We start from the raw sequence: 15,200 nt of genomic DNA on the forward strand, positions 1-15,200 counted from the left end.
AAACGCTCGGGGTGTCCCGGCCCCCCGTGCGGCCAACCCGTCTGTTCACCGCCGGTCCGTGTCCTTCCGGAACCCGGCCCTATAGATTGGCCGCCCATGGACGATGGCACGGCACAGCGCAACAGACGCGTCGGCGTCATGGGCGGCACCTTCGACCCGATCCACCACGGCCACCTCGTGGCCGCGAGCGAGGTCGCGGGGCTGTTCCGACTCGACGAGGTCATCTTCGTGCCGACCGGCGAGCCGTGGCAGAAGAGCGGCCGTGCGGTCTCGCCCGCCGAGGACCGGTACCTCATGACGGTCATCGCCACCGCGTCCAACCCGCGATTCTCGGTCAGCCGCGTCGACATCGACCGGCCCGGCCAGACGTACACGGTCGACACGCTCAAGGACCTGCGCCACGCGTCGGGTGAGGGGACCGAGCTGTTCTTCATCACCGGTGCAGATGCCCTCGCGCAGATCTTCTCGTGGCGCAACGCCGAAGAGCTGTTCGCGCTCGCACACTTCATCGGTTGCACCCGGCCCGGCCACACGCTGTCCGACCCCGGCTTCCCGGACGGCGGCGTCAGCCTTGTCGAGGTGCCCGCACTGGCCATCTCGTCGACCGACATCCGCCGCCGCCAGCACGGCGGTGAGCCGGTTTGGTACCTGGTCCCCGACGGGGTCGTGCAATACATCAGCAAACGAGGGCTGTACCGAGGGGCGACGTGAGCGGTAGGGGCGAAGGGGACGGACGTCCTTACGAGGGCGGTCCGTACCAGGAAGGGCCGTACCAGGAGGGGCCTTACCAGGAAGGGCCCTATCAGGAAGGGCCCTATCAGGCCTACGGGCAGGAGCAGGGCGCCGGTCAGGGCCAGGCGTATCCGCAGGACACGGCCTACGGCTACGACCAGCAGGCGGCGGGGCAGCAAGTGCCGGGGCAGTACGGCGCGCAGGGCTATCCGGGGTCTTACGAGACCCCGGCCCACGAGACCCCGGCCTACGAGACTCCCGGCTACGGGGCGCCGGCGTATGGCACGACGTACGAGAACCCGGCGTACGACCAGTCGTCGTACGGGTATGCGCCCGCCCCCGACGCGTATCCCCAGCCGGGCGCCGCGCCGGTGCACGACTCCGGCGCGTACGGAGCCGTACCGCAGCAACCCGGATACGGGCAGCCCGCGGCGCCGGTTGACCAGGACTCCGGCGCCTACGCGGCGTACGACGGCGGCGCCTACCCTGCTCCGGCCCCGGACGGCCGGCCCGCGGCCCCCGGTGGCGCGGCGCCCACTGCGGCGTCCGCGGCCGCGGGGCTCGGCGGTGCCGCCCGCGCGGCCGGGCCGCAGACGGAGGCGGGTGTACGCCGGCCCGGCGCGACCGGACCCACCGGCGGCGCCGCGACAGGTTCGTTCCGCGTCCAGGTGCCCACCGCTCGGCCGGGAACTCCCAGCCGACCTGCCGCACCCGCCCGTCCGGCCGCGCCGAGCAGCCCCGCGAAGCCCGCGGCCTCCGGGACGACCGGAACAGTGCCCGCCCCCGGACGGCCGCGCCCCGGGGAAGGCAGGCGGCCCGGCGGCCGACCCGGACCCAACCGCGAGCGGGTCGGCTACGCGGAAGACGAGTTCGACTTCGTCGACGACGACGCCGAGGAAACCGAAGACGTCATCGACTGGCTGAAATTCGCCGAGACGCGCTCCGAACGTCGCGACGAACGCCGCCGCCAACTGCGCAGCCGCCTGATCGCCCTGGTGGTGGTCCTGGCCGTCGCGGCGGTCGGCGCGGGCGGCTACTACGCGTACACGACCTGGTGGAGCGAAGACTCCAAGACCGCCGAGCGCGCGAGTGGCGGCGCGGTGCTGATCCAACTGCGCGGCGAGGGCGGCCAGGCGACCGCGAGCGCGGTCCTGGCCGACGACCCGCAGCGCGGCACCGCCGCGATGATCACCGTCCCGTCGGCGACCGTGGTCAACACCGCGGGCGGTGGCCCCAGGGGACTCGGCGAACTGATGGCGACCGACGGCGCGGGGGCGACCCGCGACGCGCTCGCCCAGCTCATCGGTGTCAGGCTCGACGGCTCGTGGGTCGTGAGCGAGCCGGTGCTGCAAGGCCTGGTCGACATGATGGGCGGCGTCGAACTCGCCGCCGACGTCGAGGTCAAGGGTGCGGACGGCCGCGTCGTGCTGCCGGCCGGGCCGTCGAAGGTCACCGGCCTCCAGGCGCGCGCGTACGCGACGTACCGCATCCCGGGCGAGGCACCCTCACTCGGCGCCGAGCGGTTCGGCCGTGTCGTGCAGGCGGTGCTCAAGGTGCTGCCGACCGAGGCGCAGCTCGTCGCCAATCTGCTGCGCAACCTCGCGAACGTCGCCGACCCGTCACTGCCCGACGACCGGCTTGCCGAACTGCTCACGTCGATGGCCAAGGCCGTCCAGGCGCAGCAGTTCAAATCCGCCGACCTGCCGGTGCAACCCGACGGCATCATCGACGTCGCCGCGGCGGGGCCGGTCGTCGGGGAACTGCTCGGCGGGACCGTGCAGGTGGCGAAGTCGGAGGGCCCGGCGCGCGTCATGGTCGCCGACGCCAGCGGAAAGGCCGGAGCGCAGGAGGCGGCGCGGATCAAGATGGTCAACGCCGGCTACTCCTACGTGCCGGGCGGCATGGTCGAACCCGTGGCCAAGCCGACGACCGTGGTGCAGTTCTCCGACGACGCACGACGCGAAGCCGCGGTGCAGATCGCGCTCACGCTGGGCCTGCCGGAGACGGCGGTGCAGAAATCCGAGGGAGAGATGCTGGCCGACATCGTCGTGACGCTCGGCAAGGACTACAACCCGGCCTGACCGGTGCCTCACCGGGACCGTTTCGTACGGACGGTGGCCGTCGCTTTACTCGGCGGCGGCCACCCTGTCCGGTGTGAGAACCTGGAAGGCGTCCCTCGTCACCTGAAGAAAAGCAGACCGTGACCGCCACACCCCACGCCATCGAGCTCGTCAACGCCGCCGCCGAGGCGTGCGCCGAGAAGCTCGCCACCGAGACCGTCGCCTACGACGTCAGCGAAGTCGTCGGCATCACCGACGCCTACGTCCTGGCCTCCGCGCCCAACGACCGGCAGGTCAAGGCGATCGTCGACGAGGTCGAGGAACGGCTCCGGAAGCTCGGTGCCAAGCCGGTCCGCCGCGAGGGCGACCGTGAGGCGCGCTGGGTCCTGCTCGACTTCATCGACATCGTCGTGCACGTGCAGCACGCGGAGGAACGCGCGTACTACCGGCTCGAAGGACTGTGGAAGGACTGCCCCAAGATGGAGCTGCCCGAGGTGGTGCAGCGCGTCAACGCCGAGCGCGCCGAGGCCGGTGCCGCAGTCGAGGACGCAAACTGAGCGCGTCCGGCGGCGGTCGCCGCATCCTGCTGTGGCGGCACGGCCAGACGACATGGAACGTCGAGCGAAGGTTCCAGGGGCAGACGGACATCCCGCTCACCGAGGCGGGCGTCGCGCAGGCACAACGCGCCGCGCGTCTGCTCGCGGCGCTCAAGCCGAGCGCGATCCTCGCCTCCGACCTGATGCGCGCCGCGGACACCGCCGGCGAACTCGCGAGCCTCACCGGCCTCTCGGTGCAACTCGACGAGGGGCTCCGCGAGACGTATGCGGGCCACTGGCAGGGCCTGACCAACAGCGAGATCGAAGAACGCTTCCCGGAGCAGTTCGCGGCCTGGCGGCGCGGCGAACCGGTACGCCGCGGCGACGGCGAACTGGAAACCGAGGTCGCGGACCGCGCGGTCCAGTCGATCGAACGCGCACTCGAAAAACTCCCGGACTCCGGCACCCTCGTCGTCGTCTCTCACGGCGGCGCGATCCGCTGCGCCATAGGACGCATGATCGGACTCGACGAAAGTGCATGGGGCGTCCTGGGCGCGCTGTCCAACTGCTGCTGGTCGGTACTGGGCCCGGGCGCACGCGGCTGGCGCCTGCTGGAGCACAACGCGGGCACCCTTCCGGAGCCGGTGCTCGGCGACGAGGTCTGAGCGAGGTTTATCGGTTGGGAAGTTCCCCTGCCGACCATGTAAAGTATTCCTCGGCCGACCGGAGTACCGGTCGTGCCGGTGAGGGGCTATAGCTCAGCTGGTAGAGCACCTGCATGGCATGCAGGGGGTCAGGAGTTCAAGTCTCCTTAGCTCCACAAAGACGATGGGCGACCTGTGTCTGCGGAAAGCGCAGACCGGGTCGTCTTTGTTGTTTCTGCGCGGCTTCGCCGCGTGGGTGGGGGCTTCGCCACCCACGCCCCCCGTGCCGGCGCGGGGGATTGTGGGGGTGGTGGGTTTGTTGATCGGTTCTGACTGTCGTTCGAAGGCGGCGGCATGCGTTACGCCACACGAGTCGTTCTCGGCTCGACGACACCGCTGAGATCCCGTGAAACTCCGACAGCGACGACCGGCTCGGTCGTGACGACTCTCAGGCGCGGCTGGTCGGAGATGGGTCGTGGCTCGCTCTGCGGACAGTGTGTGTCCTGCCCGTATGTGCCGCTCCAGTTGCGTCTGTTGCGGATGGGGTGTCGGTGGGCGTTCCTGGGTCTATCGGTTGGGAAGTTGGGGCGTCGACCATGTAAGGTGTTCCTCGGCCGACCGGGGTACCGGTGGCGCCGGTGAGGGGCTATAGCTCAGCTGGTAGAGCACCTGCATGGCATGCAGGGGGTCAGGAGTTCAAGTCTCCTTAGCTCCACAAAAACGATGGGCGACCTGTGTCTGCGGAAAGCGCAGACCGGGTCGTCTTTGTTGTTTCTGCGCGGCTTCGCCACCCACAGCCCGCGTCGGCGCGGGGAGTCGTGGGGCGCTTGTTGGCTTCGTGGTTGTGGTGCCCGAAGCGTGGGGACGGGGTCGGCGTTTGTTTTTTGGGGCGGGTCGCGCGGGTGGGGGAGCACCGTTGCGGGATCGCGGTGTTCTTGGGGGGCACCTCGCGTTCCCGGCGCGTCAGGTGAGGAAGCCCCTCAGCAATGCGGCTGTGGCGTCCAGGTGTTCGGTGACGGCGTGGCGGGCGGCTTCGGGGTCGGTGGCGAGTATGGCGCGGACTATTGCCGCGTGTTGGGCTGCGCTGTGTTCGATGTTGCGGTCGAGGACCGGGATCGCGTCCAGGAGGTCGTTGAGGCGCATGCGGACGTCGGCGGCCGCGGCGGTGAGCGAGGAGGAGCCGGCGAGTTCCGCGAGGGTCAGGTGGAAGGCGGTGTCGAGGCGGCGGTAGTCCCCGGGCGTGGCGTTGTCCACGGCGTGCAGACGGGCGAGGAGCAGGGCGCGCCGGTCTTCGTCGAGGGGACGGGTGGCGAGGACGTGGACGGCGCCGACTTCGAGGACGCGGCGGAAGGTGAGGGCGTCGTCGAGTGCCGGGCCCATGTCCTCGGCGCGGCGGCGGGCTTCGCCGGGCGGCGGGGTGGGCGGAGGGCAGGTGACGAACGTGCCGCCGAATCGGCCGCGTCGTACTTCGACGTGGCCGGATTGGCGCAAGGCGTGCAGGGCTTCGCGGAGGGTGATGCGGCTGACACAGAGGCGTGCGGCGAGGTCGCGTTCGGCGGGGAAGCGGTCGCCTGGGGGGACCACGCCGAGTTTGATCGCGGCCATGAGGCGTTCGACCGTCTCCTCGAACGCGTTTCCCGTGCGTACGGGGCGGAGCACGGCGTCCGCGGCGGGGGTGTCGGACGCCGCGCGTGGGCTCTCCGGCGGAAATGTCGCCGTGTCGGCCGGCACCGGCGGTACCTCCCCTGGTCGAACGCTTATCCGATTCAATGGACCGATGTTAGCCCAATGAGGTTGGATGGCCCCGAACCGATCGTGCGGGCAGTGCGGACGGCGGCAGACTGGCGTGCCCCAGGGGAGGGTGACGGTGTCGGGTGGGTGGGCGTATGGCGTCGATCGGCTTCGGGGGCAGGTCGAAGCCGGGGACATCGACACTGTTCTGATCGCCTTCACCGACATGCAGGGCCGCTTACAGGGCAAGCGGCTCTCGGGGCGATACTTCCTCGAAGAGGTGGCGGACCGTCACGCCGAGGGCTGCAACTACCTTCTCGCGGTGGACGTCGACATGAACACCGTCGACGGCTATGCGATGAGTTCTTGGGACCAGGGCTACGGCGATTTCGTCATGGTGTCCGACATGGCCACGTTGCGCCCGGTTCCGTGGAACGCCGGGACGGCGATGGTGCTCGCCGATCTCACGTGGGCGGACGGAACGCCGGTGGCCGCGTCTCCGCGTCAGATCCTCCGGAGGCAGACCGACCGCCTGGCGGAGGCCGGCCGGCGGGCGATGGTCGGCACGGAGCTTGAGTTCGTCGTCTACCGCGACACGTACGAAGAGGCGTGGAACCGCGGCTACCGCGACCTCACGCCCGCCAATCAGTACAACGTCGACTACAGCGTCCTCGGCACCGCGCGCGTCGAGCCGCTGCTGCGCCGGATCCGCAACGAGATGACGGCCGCGGGCATGTACGTCGAGTCGGCAAAAGGCGAGTGCAATCTCGGCCAGCACGAGATCGCGTTCCGCTACGACGAGGCGGTGCGTACCTGTGACAACCACAGCGTGTACAAGAACGGCGCGAAGGAGATCGCCGCGCAGGAGGGCATGAGCCTGACCTTCATGGCGAAACCCAATGCGCGTGAGGGCAATTCGTGCCACATCCACATGTCGTTGCACGGCGCGGCGGGGCCCGTGCTGAGCGGCGACGGGCCGTACGGGCTGTCGAAGACCGGTGAGCACTTCATCGCCGGACAACTCGCCGCGCTGCGTGAGTTCACGCTGCTCTACGCGCCGAACGTCAACTCGTACAAGCGTTTTCAGCCCGGCAGTTTCGCCCCGACCGCCGTGCAGTGGGGTGTCGACAACCGCACCTGCGCGTTGCGCCTCGTCGGGCACGGGCCGTCGTTGCGCGTCGAGAACCGGGTGCCGGGCGGCGACGTCAATCCCTATCTCGCGGTGGCCGGCATGATCGCCGCCGGGCAATACGGCATCGACAACGAACTGCCGCTGCCCGCGCCGCAGACGGGCAACGCATACGCCTCCGGAGCCGAGACCGTGCCGACGACGCTGCGCGATGCGCTCGACTTGTGGGAGAAGAGCGAACTGGCGCGGGAGGTGTTCGGCGAAGACGTGCAGGCGCATTATGCGAACGCCGCACGCGTCGAACTCGCGGCCTACGACGCGGCCGTCACCGACTGGGAGCTCTTCCGCGGCTTCGAGCGGATGTAGGCACGCCGCCGACACACCGGATACGAGAGAGGGCCGCGATGGCCGACGACGCCTTCGAGGTGATCAACCCGGCAACCGAGGAGATCCTCGCCCGGGTTCCCATGGCGGGTGCCGCCGAGATTGATGCCGCGGTACGTGTGGCCGCCGCGGCGTACCCGGGCTGGCGCGCCGTCGCGCCCGGCGATCGCGCTCGGCTCCTGCGCCGTTTCGCCGATGCCGTCGACGCGCACGCCGACGAACTCGTGGCCCTGGAGGTCGCCGAGGCGGGGCACCCGGTGGGCAACGCGCGTTGGGAGGTCGCCAACCTGCGTGATGTCCTGGACTACTACGCGGGTGCCCCGGAACGCCTGACGGGACGTCAAATCCCGGTCGCGGGCGGCTTGGACGTCACGTTCCACGAACCCCTGGGGGTGGTGGGCCTGATCGTGCCGTGGAACTTCCCGCTGCCCATCCTGGGCTGGGGGCTCGCCCCGGCGCTCGCGGCGGGCAACACGGTGGTCGCGAAGCCGGCCGAGCAGACTCCGCTGACCGCACTGCGGGTTGCCGAGCTGGCACTCGAAGCGGGCCTTCCCGAGGGCGTCTTCCAGGTGCTGCCGGGCCGCGGGACGGATGCGGGCCGCGCGCTCGTCGACCACGACCTGGTCCGCAAGATCGTCTTCACCGGCTCGACCGCGGTGGGCAAGGAGATCATGGCCCGCGCCGCGCGCGGCGTGAAGCGTCTCACTCTCGAACTCGGCGGCAAGAGTGCCAACATCGTGTTCGCCGACGCCGATCTGGACAAGGCCGCGCGCGCCGCGCCGATGTCGTTCTGCGACAACACCGGCCAGGATTGTTGCGCCCGCAGCCGCATCCTGGTCGAGCGCAGTGTGCACGACCGGTTCCTTGAGCTCTTGGAACCACACGTCATGGCCCTGCGTGCGGGCGACCCGAACGACCCGGCGACCGATATGGGCCCGCTGATCTCGGCCGCGCAAGTGGACCGCGTACGCGGCTTCGTACCGGATGATGCGCCGGTCGCCTTCCGCGGGGAAGCGCCCGCGGGCAAAGGTTTCTGGTACCCCGCGACGGTCCTCACCCCCGCCGATCCGCTCGACCGCACCGTGACCGAGGAGATCTTCGGGCCGGTCGCCGCGGTCGTCCCGTTCGATGACGAGGCGGACGCCGTACGCCTCGCCAACGCCACCGCGTACGGCCTCGCCGGTTCCCTTTGGACGCGGGACGTCGGACGAGCGCTGCGTGTCAGCCGGAGCGTCGAGGCGGGGAACCTGTCCGTCAACTCCCATGCGTCGGTGCGCTATTGGACGCCCTTCGGGGGCTTCAAGCAGTCCGGCCTCGGACGCGAACTCGGACCGGACGCCCTCGCGGCCTTCACCGACACCAAGAACGTGTTCATCAGCACGGAGGATTCGTGAAGCGATTCGAAGGCCGCACTGCGGTCGTCACCGGCGCGGGCAGCGGCATCGGCCTCGCCACCGCCAGGCGCCTCGCGTCCGAGGGCGCCAATGTCGTGTGCGTCGACATCGACGAACCGGCGGGCCAAGCCGCGGCGGAAGCGGTCGGCGGGCTCTGCGTCAAGGCCGACGTCACCAGCGAGTCCGACGTCGAGGCCGTCTACCAGGCCGCGTTCGACAGGTACGGCAGCGTGGACGTCGCGTTCAACAACGCCGGCATCTCACCGCCGGAGGACGACTCGATCCTGACCACCGGCATCGATGCGTGGCGCCGTGTGCAGGAGGTCAATCTGACGTCGGTCTACCTGTGCTGCAAGTACGCGATCCCGCACATGTTGCGCCAGGGCAAGGGCGCGATCGTGAACACCGCCAGTTTCGTCGCGCGGATGGGTGCGGCGACCTCGCAAATTTCTTACACCGCGTCGAAGGGCGGCGTGCTGGCGATGTCGCGAGAACTTGGTGTGCAGTTCGCTCGCCAGGGTATTCGTGTCAACGCGCTGTGCCCTGGTCCGGTGAATACGCCGCTGCTTCGCGAGCTGTTCGCCAAGGACCCCGAGCGCGCCGCACGCCGCCTGGTGCACGTCCCTGTCGGGCGGTTCGCGGAGGCGGAAGAGATTGCGGCGGCGGTGGCGTTCCTCGCGTCCGACGACGCGTCGTTCATCACCGCCTCGGAGTTCCTGGTCGACGGCGGTATTTCCGGCGCGTACGTCACGCCACTGTGATCCATCCCCGGACACGAGACAGGTGGTAGCGGCCATGGCACGTCCCGTCATCGGCATCAGCGCGTACAGCGAGCAGGCCCGGTGGGCGGCGTGGGACACCCAGGCGACACTTCTTCCGCAGGCGTATGTGGACCGCGTCGCGGGGGCCGGGGGCCTGCCCGTCCTGCTGCCGTCCGTGCCCGACGTCGCGGAGGCCGCCGACCGGGTCGACGCGCTGATCATCGCGGGCGGCGGCGACATCGACCCGGGGCGCTACCGCAGCGTGGCGCACGAACGCACCGGATACGTGCGGCCCGCGCGTGATGCGGCCGAACTCGCCCTCGCACAACGCGCGTTCGGACTGCGCATACCGGTGTTGGGGATCTGCCGGGGGCTCCAGGTGCTCAACGTTCTGCGCGGCGGCACGCTGATCCAACACCTGCCGGACCGGCTCGGCGGCGACGAGCGACACGCGCCGGGGCCGGGGCAGTACGGGCGGCACCGGGTCCACCTCGTCGCCGGCAGTCGTACCGCCCAGGTGTACGGGCGCACCGAACTCGACGTGGCGACGCACCACCACCAGGCCGTCGAAACACTCGGCACCGGGCTGGTGGTGACCGGGCGCGCTCCGGACGGCATCGTCGAGGCCGTCGAAATGCCGGGCCACCCGTTCGCCGTCGCGGTGCAGTGGCACCCGGAAGTGGACGACGACCTCGCCCCGTTCGCGGCCCTGGTCGCAGCCGCCCGGAGCCGGGTGGCGGGTGCCCCGCTGCCCACCTGAGACCGCCCGCGCCACGACGCGGCGCGGACTCGGACCCATCACGGTTGCGTGACGTACTGGTCCGACGGGCCGAATCACCGGTTACCCCTCAGTATGGTCCCCGGTCATGACCTCCCTCGCGTGGATCCTGCTCGCGCCGGCCGCCGCAGCCGCGGTCGTCGACTGGGTCGCGGTCTCGCGGGCGGACGACCGGCTGGAGCGCCGGGCCAAGCCGCTGGTCCCCGTCGCGCTCATCGCAACCGCCTTCGCCCTGGACCCCGCCGACGAGGCGCAACGAGCGGCCTTCCTCGTCGCCCTGGGCTTCTCCCTGGTCCGGGACGTGCTCGGATTGCGCGGCGACTGGCGCTGTGCGGTGGTCCCGTCGTTCGCCGCGCACGTGGCCTATGTCGTGGGGTTCCAGCAGGTCGGCTGGTCGTGGCTGTGGGCGGCGGCGGGCATCGTCGCGGTGCTGGTGGTGACGCTGGGGTACGCCGTGCGGCTCCTGCTCAGCGTGCGGGCGAAGGACCCCGCCCTGACACTGCCCGTGGTCGCCTACACGGGGGCGCTGTCGCTGATGGTCGTCGCGGCGTCGGCGACCGGGCAGCCGACCGCGGTCGCGGGTGCGTTTTTGTTCTACTGCTCGGACGCGCTGGCCGGGTGGAACCGGTTCCGCGAGCAGACGCCTTACGCGCGCGTGGTGATCGCCGTCTCCTACCACCTCGCGCAGATCCTGCTCGTGCTCTCGCTCACCTGAGGAGGGCGGCCGGGGCGCCGTGTGCGTGCTGCGGCGGCGAGCGGCCGGGATATCACCCGGGCGGCGGCGAGGGCCTGCGGTACCCTTGTCCGCATGCGTGCCGTACTGCTGCTTACCGGGCCGCGCTGAGCGGGACGGGCGACAACCTCCACGAAGGCCGATCTTCGGTGCCGGACGAGGACCATCGCCCCCCTCGGCGCGGCGACCCCTCCTGTGCGAGGGGTTTTTGTTTTTCCGGCAAGACTTCGCAACCGCGATGCGCCTACGCGTGTACCCAGGAGCCCTGAGGACGATGACCGAGACGACGCAGGCCGCCGAGCCGACCGAGCCCCACCGCTACACGGCCGCGAAGGCGGGCGAGATCGAGCTGCGCTGGCAGGACCGCTGGGAGGCGGAGGGCACCTTCGAGGCCCCCAACCCGGCCGGCCCGCTGGCCGAGCCCGACAAGGTCGCCGGGCGCGAGAAGATGTTCGTGATGGACATGTTCCCGTACCCCTCGGGGGCGGGCCTGCACGTCGGCCATCCGCTCGGATTCATCGCGACCGACGTGTTCTCCCGGTTCAAGCGCATGACCGGGTACAACGTGCTGCACACGCTGGGCTACGACGCCTTCGGCCTGCCCGCCGAGCAGTACGCGGTGCAGACGGGGACGCACCCGCGCGTCACGACCGAGGCGAACATCGCCAACATGCGCCGCCAGCTCCGTCGCCTGGGTCTGGGCCACGACAAGCGCCGCTCGATCGCGACGACCGACCCGGAGTACTACCGCTGGACGCAGTGGATCTTCCTGCAGATCCGCAACTCCTGGTACGACGAGACCGTGGACGGCGGCGTCGGCCGCGCGCGTCCGATCAGCGAGTTGGTCGAGCAGTTCGAGAAGGGTACGCGCGCGGTGCCGGGCGGCCGGGAGTGGGCCGACCTGAGCCGCGCCGAACAGGCGCAGGTCGTCGACGGGTTCCGGCTGGCGTACCTGTCCGAGGCGCCGGTGAACTGGTGTCCCGGCCTGGGCACCGTGCTGGCGAACGAAGAGGTCACCGCCGAAGGGCGCAGTGAACGCGGCAACTTCCCGGTGTTCAAGCGCAATCTGAAGCAGTGGATGATGCGCATCACCGCATACTCCGACCGGCTGCTGGACGATCTGGACAAGCTGGACTGGCCCGAGCCGATCAAGCTGATGCAGCGCAACTGGATCGGCCGGTCCGAGGGCGCCCACATCGATTTCCGTTTCGCGGGCCACGAGGGCGCCGGCGTACGGGTTTTCACGACCCGTCAGGACACGCTGTTCGGTGCGACGTACATGGTGCTCGCCCCTGAGCACGAACTGGTCGAGACGATCGTGCCGGACGCCTGGCCGGAGGGCACGCCCGAGCAGTGGACCGGAGGGGCCCCGACCCCGGCCGAGGCGGTCGCGGCGTACCGCGCCCAGGCGGCGGCCAAGACCGAGGTCGAGCGGCAGACCGAGGGCAAGGACAAGACCGGCGTCTTCACCGGCGCGTACGCCGTCAACCCCGCAGGCGGCACGCTGATCCCGGTGTTCATCGCCGACTACGTGCTGGCCGGCTACGGCACGGGCGCGATCATGGCGGTCCCGGCGCACGACCACCGGGACTTCGAGTTCGCGCGCAAGTTCGGGCTGCCGATGATCTGCGTCGTCGAACCCGACGACGGCCGCTCGACCGACCCGGCCACATGGGACGACGCCTTCGCCTCCAAGACCGCCGCGATCATCAACTCGGCCGCCGACGGCATCAGCCTGAACGGGCTGTCGGTGACGGACGCCAAGCGCAAGATGGACGAGTACCTGGCCGCCAACGGCGTCGGCGCCCCGACGGTCACCTACAAGCTGCGCGACTGGCTGTTCAGCCGCCAGCGCTACTGGGGCGAGCCGTTCCCGATCGTGTACGACGAGGACGGCGTCGCGCGCGAACTGCCCGAGTCGATGCTGCCGGTGGAGCTGCCGGAGATCGACGACTACCGGCCGCGCACCTTCGACCCGAACGACGCCGACTCGCAGCCCGAGACGCCCCTGTCGCGTCGCGAGGACTGGGTGACCGTCGAACTGGACCTGGGCGACGGCCCGCGCACCTACCGCCGCGAGACCAACACCATGCCCAACTGGGCGGGTTCGTGCTGGTACGAGCTGCGCTACCTGGACCCGACGAACGACGACGCGCTGGTCGATCCGGAGAACGAGCGCTACTGGATGGGCCCGCGCACGCCGGGCGCGTCCGGCGGTGTCGACCTGTACGTCGGCGGCGTCGAGCATGCCGTGCTGCACCTGCTGTACTCGCGTTTCTGGCACAAGGTGCTGTTCGACCTGGGCCATGTCTCCTCGTTCGAGCCCTTCCACAAGCTGTTCAACCAGGGCTACATCCAGGCGTACGCCTACACCGACGCGCGCGGCGTCTACGTGCCGGCCGACGAGGTCACCGAGGAAGACGGCAAGTTCTTCTTCGCCGGCGAGGAGGTCAAGCGCGAGTACGGCAAGATGGGCAAGTCGCTGAAGAACTCGGTGACTCCGGACCAGATGTGCGAGGAGTACGGCGCGGACACCCTGCGCCTGTACGAGATGTCCATGGGGCCGCTGGAGGTCTCGCGTCCGTGGGACACCCGCGCGATCGTCGGTTCGTTCCGGTTCCTGCAGCGGCTGTGGCGCAACATCGTCGACGAGAACACCGGCGAGGTGCGCGTGGCCGACACGGCACCCGACGAGGCGACGCTGCGGGCGCTGCACAAGGCGATCGACGGTGTCCGGCGCGACATGGACGGTCTGCGCTTCAACACGGCCATCGCCAAGGCCATCGAGCTGAACAACCACCTGACCAAGCTGGACGCGGTCCCGCGCGTGATCGCGGACCAGTTGGTGCTGATGGTCGCGCCGCTGGTGCCGCACATCGCCGAGGAGCTGTGGACGCGGCTGGGCCACGAAGGCTCGCTGGCGCACCACGCGTTCCCGGAGGCCGACCCGGCGTACGTCGTCGACGAGACCGTGACCTGTGTCGTGCAGATCAAGGGCAAGGTCAAGGCGCGTCTGGAGGTTCCTCCGGCGATCGGCGAGGACGAGCTGCGCGAACTGGCGCTGGCCGACGCGTCGGTGCAGGCCGCGCTGGGCGGGGCGAGCGTGCGCATCGTCGTGGTGCGCCCGCCGAAGCTGGTCAACATCGTGCCGAACTGATCGGCGACCGACCGCCCGACGCCCGCCTGAGGCGTGCCTGCCGACCGCTTGACGATTGCGCGCGGTTGCCCGCCGGTCGGTTGCCGGGCGGCTGCCGGGCGGCTGCCGGGCGTCGGTGTCCGGGTGAGGTTCGCTCCACGATCGAGTGGATCCGGAGCGGACCTCATCTTTGGAGTGGACCTCGCGAGGCCCTCGGCACGGCGGGAACCTTGCCGGATCCTCGTCCGTCTCTGCCGGTAGCGGCATGTTCGCGGGCAGTTTCCGCGTCGTGTCCGGATGATTTCCCTGCCGTGACGATCGCCCGGGAACGGGTGGTTTTCGCCCGAGGCGATCGTCGGACGCCGTCGCGGCGCTACTGTTGAGGGATTCGCAGGTGGCGACCTGGGAGGAGACCAGCCGTGTCACTCGCCTCGGACGGTGCGCAAGCCGTCGCCCTCTTCCTGGGAGCCGGGTTCGCCGCCCTCTTGGTGCTGATCGGTCTGGTGGTGATCATCGCGGTGGCGGTGCGGCGCGCGGTACGACGCAGGATCGACCGGCACGCGCCCCGGTTGCGGGGGCTGGTGGACGACGCCGCCTCACGCGCGAGGGCGTACACCCAGCCGGGCAGTACGGGCGAGGCGGCCCGGTTGCGGGTGTCGGTGCGCCGCTCCCTCGAACACACACGCCGCGTCCTCGACGCCGGTTACGCACGCGACGCGCAGCTCGGCGAGGCACGGCAACTCCTCGCCCGGCTTGAGCGATTCGCCGAGGGGCTGGACACCGATCTGCGGATGCTCGAACGCGAACCCGACCCGGTCCGTGTCGACCGCGAACTTCCCGCGCTCCGCGAGCGCGCCGAGCGGGTGCAGCATGCCGCGGGTTCGCTGCGCTGGGCGGCCCAGGACCGGGAGCAGGTGCTCGCGCACGACGAGCTGGACCGCCTCGGGCGCGATGTCGAGCACGAGGTCGCGGCGCTGCGGGAGACAGCGCAGGCGGCCAAGGACGCGTTGGGTCCCTGACCCGCTGCGCGTTGCCGCGCACGGCCGCCGATGGTTGGAGCGGACGCCGGGACGGAACGGCGTTGCCGCGGGTCTGCTCCCGGAACCGCCGCCTGTTCGTGTCGATCGTTTTCTTCCTGTTCGTCATTGTTCGCTTCTTTCTTTCTTTGTCCCTTCGCCGACG

12 protein-coding genes and 2 tRNA genes are annotated in these 15,200 nt (G+C 70.2%); 13 read left to right on the plus strand and 1 reads right to left on the minus strand.

What is annotated here, in order from left to right:
• Window positions 1–96: 96 nt before the first annotated feature.
• The 6 genes from nadD (at window position 97) to ACRX5W_RS06995 (ending at window position 4,687) form a co-directional block, all read left to right on the plus strand.
• The gene (nadD, locus tag ACRX5W_RS06970; protein ID WP_436787057.1) at window positions 97–711 is read left to right on the plus strand and encodes a nicotinate-nucleotide adenylyltransferase; all 615 of its coding nucleotides are present in this window, start codon (window positions 97–99) and stop codon (window positions 709–711) included.
• Window positions 708–2,813: an LCP family glycopolymer transferase gene (locus ACRX5W_RS06975; protein ID WP_436787058.1), complete on the plus strand. Its 2,106-nt coding sequence runs from the start codon at window positions 708–710 to the stop codon at window positions 2,811–2,813. Before nadD ends, ACRX5W_RS06975 begins: the two co-directional genes overlap by 4 nt.
• Window positions 2,814–2,932: 119 nt before the next feature.
• Window positions 2,933–3,349 carry a ribosome silencing factor gene (rsfS, locus tag ACRX5W_RS06980; protein ID WP_436787059.1) on the plus strand — a complete coding sequence of 139 codons (417 nt, stop codon included), beginning with the start codon at window positions 2,933–2,935 and terminating at the stop codon, window positions 3,347–3,349.
• The gene (locus ACRX5W_RS06985) at window positions 3,346–3,993 is read left to right on the plus strand and encodes a histidine phosphatase family protein (protein ID WP_436787505.1); all 648 of its coding nucleotides are present in this window, start codon (window positions 3,346–3,348) and stop codon (window positions 3,991–3,993) included. The genes rsfS and ACRX5W_RS06985 overlap by 4 nt, the downstream gene beginning before the upstream one ends.
• A gap of 82 nt (window positions 3,994–4,075) precedes the next feature.
• Window positions 4,076–4,148 (plus strand) — tRNA-Ala (locus ACRX5W_RS06990).
• A gap of 466 nt (window positions 4,149–4,614) precedes the next feature.
• Window positions 4,615–4,687: transfer RNA gene (locus ACRX5W_RS06995), tRNA-Ala, on the plus strand.
• Window positions 4,688–4,935: 248 nt separating this feature from the next.
• Here the strand turns inward: ACRX5W_RS06995 and ACRX5W_RS07000 are convergent.
• Window positions 4,936–5,703, minus strand: coding sequence for a FadR/GntR family transcriptional regulator (locus tag ACRX5W_RS07000; protein ID WP_436787060.1), 768 nt, complete (start codon window positions 5,701–5,703; stop codon window positions 4,936–4,938).
• A gap of 136 nt (window positions 5,704–5,839) precedes the next feature.
• Between ACRX5W_RS07000 and ACRX5W_RS07005 the strand changes: the two genes are divergently transcribed.
• From ACRX5W_RS07005 to ACRX5W_RS07035, 7 genes are all read left to right on the plus strand, one after another.
• Window positions 5,840–7,198 (plus strand): glutamine synthetase family protein, encoded by a 1,359-nt coding sequence (locus ACRX5W_RS07005; protein WP_436787061.1) that lies wholly within the window; start codon window positions 5,840–5,842, stop codon window positions 7,196–7,198.
• 38 nt (window positions 7,199–7,236) lie between these two features.
• Window positions 7,237–8,610, plus strand: a complete 1,374-nt coding sequence (locus tag ACRX5W_RS07010; protein WP_436787062.1) for an aldehyde dehydrogenase family protein — start codon at window positions 7,237–7,239, stop codon at window positions 8,608–8,610.
• On the plus strand, window positions 8,607–9,371 hold the full coding sequence (locus ACRX5W_RS07015) for a 3-oxoacyl-ACP reductase (protein ID WP_436787063.1): 765 nt from the start codon (window positions 8,607–8,609) through the stop codon (window positions 9,369–9,371). Before ACRX5W_RS07010 ends, ACRX5W_RS07015 begins: the two co-directional genes overlap by 4 nt.
• Window positions 9,372–9,405: 34 nt before the next feature.
• Entirely contained in the window at window positions 9,406–10,131 is a 726-nt protein-coding gene (locus ACRX5W_RS07020; RefSeq protein ID WP_436787064.1) for a gamma-glutamyl-gamma-aminobutyrate hydrolase family protein, read from the plus strand.
• A 106-nt stretch (window positions 10,132–10,237) separates the two neighbouring features.
• On the plus strand, window positions 10,238–10,864 hold the full coding sequence (locus ACRX5W_RS07025; RefSeq protein ID WP_436787065.1) for a lysoplasmalogenase family protein: 627 nt from the start codon (window positions 10,238–10,240) through the stop codon (window positions 10,862–10,864).
• 292 nt (window positions 10,865–11,156) lie between these two features.
• Window positions 11,157–14,039, plus strand: coding sequence for a leucine--tRNA ligase (gene leuS, locus ACRX5W_RS07030; RefSeq protein WP_436787066.1), 2,883 nt, complete (start codon window positions 11,157–11,159; stop codon window positions 14,037–14,039).
• A 398-nt stretch (window positions 14,040–14,437) separates the two neighbouring features.
• A complete protein-coding gene (locus tag ACRX5W_RS07035; protein WP_436787067.1) occupies window positions 14,438–15,037 on the plus strand; it encodes a hypothetical protein in 600 nt (199 codons plus the stop codon).
• The last annotated feature ends 163 nt before the right edge of the window (window positions 15,038–15,200 follow it).

Origin of the sequence: Yinghuangia sp. YIM S10712, from assembly GCF_051388935.1 — a bacterium.
Classification (GTDB): domain Bacteria; phylum Actinomycetota; class Actinomycetes; order Streptomycetales; family Streptomycetaceae; genus Yinghuangia.

Coding starts and splice junctions, on each gene's coding strand:
- nadD (WP_436787057.1), top strand. CDS start 97: ATGGACGATGGCACGGCACAGCGCAACAGACGCGTCGGCGTCATGGGC.
- ACRX5W_RS07010 (WP_436787062.1), top strand. CDS start 7,237: ATGGCCGACGACGCCTTCGAGGTGATCAACCCGGCAACCGAGGAGATC.
- ACRX5W_RS07020 (WP_436787064.1), top strand. CDS start 9,406: ATGGCACGTCCCGTCATCGGCATCAGCGCGTACAGCGAGCAGGCCCGG.
- ACRX5W_RS07025 (WP_436787065.1), top strand. CDS start 10,238: ATGACCTCCCTCGCGTGGATCCTGCTCGCGCCGGCCGCCGCAGCCGCG.
- leuS (WP_436787066.1), top strand. CDS start 11,157: ATGACCGAGACGACGCAGGCCGCCGAGCCGACCGAGCCCCACCGCTAC.